The organism is Paraliobacillus ryukyuensis (assembly GCF_003315295.1).
In the GTDB taxonomy this organism is placed as follows: domain Bacteria; phylum Bacillota; class Bacilli; order Bacillales; family Amphibacillaceae; genus Paraliobacillus; species Paraliobacillus ryukyuensis.
The window spans coordinates 1-1,169 of record NZ_QNRI01000031.1; the positions used below are offsets into that span (position 1 = coordinate 1).

The following is a 1,169-nucleotide window of genomic DNA, read 5'->3' on the forward strand; positions in this document are numbered from 1 at the left end:
TAGCCCCCACTAAGTGAGGGCTTTTTTATTACAAATTACCTTTGTTCAATCGACGTTGTAGTTCTTTAACAACAAGTGATGGTCTGCTTAACTTTTTATCATAAACTGTTCCTAAATACTTCTGCAATGCTCCGATTGTGTTAGGACCAAGTAAACCATCTGCTTTAGTTCCGATTTTTCGTTGTAAATGTTTGATGACTAAGCTTCCCTCGTCACCATCTCCAAAATCAATCGTATCACCGTAAAACGCTTCTGTAACATGATTGTGTACTTGATCGCTAATAATACCATCTACTACAGTATCAAGATATTCTTGCAATGCAGTGGTAGTAGCGTTTCCCCATTTACCATCAACGGTTAAATTACCTTTTTTAGATTTAAACGCAGCTTTCACTTTTGTATCTACTTGAACCGATTTACCTTGTACCATGTTCAAGAAGTCATTCCATCTAATACCATGCTTGCCTGCTCTAATTTGCGCAGGACAGTTCTTAGCATACCAGTCATGGTGTTGTCTTAAATCATTAACAGTTAGATGATGCTTGTCTAACAGTTCTTTTGCTAGTTCAGCACCGTTTTGTACTGTTTTCTCATAATCACCATCACTATTAATACATAATTCGATAGATAGCGATGTTGTGTTACCAGGACCACCACCATCTGTCGCATGCCAACATTGAACGTTATCCGGGAATGATTGAATAGCTTCTTTGTCATCCACGCTATAGTGCCAAGATGCTTGTCTACTGTTCATGTTTGTTTGTATATTAGCATGTGCTTGCGCGTCTGCTCCTGCATTCGTGTTACCGGTCTGATGAATTGTGATAGTATTGACTGGATTACCATAGCCATAAGAACGCTCGTCAATAACGTGTTCAGATACTAACTGTTTTTTAAGTTTTACCATTATATACACTCCTTTAAATTATTAAATAAAAAAAGCACTCCAATAAGAGCGCTTATTCAATATCATCTCGTGGTTTGATATAAGTCATTGCTTGTTTACTATCACTTAAACCTTTTGTTGTTGGATCCTTAACGATACCTAAAATCGTTAATATCGCAAATACCACATTAATAAATCTGGTTATTTCTTCTCCAACAAGATCTGCAGCAAAATTATATCCGAACCAACTTGTTACAATTTGTGCTAGTAACAATAAAGCAGG

2 protein-coding genes are annotated in these 1,169 nt (G+C 36.7%); both read right to left on the reverse strand.

Annotation, left to right across the window (positions count from 1 at the left end; all coding sequences use genetic code 11):
- Window positions 1-28 precede the first annotated feature (28 nt).
- Window positions 29-907, reverse strand: a complete 879-nt coding sequence (locus DES48_RS15755) for a peptidoglycan recognition protein family protein (protein ID WP_113870236.1) — start codon at window positions 905-907, stop codon at window positions 29-31.
- Window positions 908-959: 52 nt separating this feature from the next.
- Window positions 960-1,169, reverse strand: a 210-nt coding sequence (locus DES48_RS15760; protein ID WP_113870237.1) for a phage holin, incomplete at its 5' end; no start/stop codon positions are given.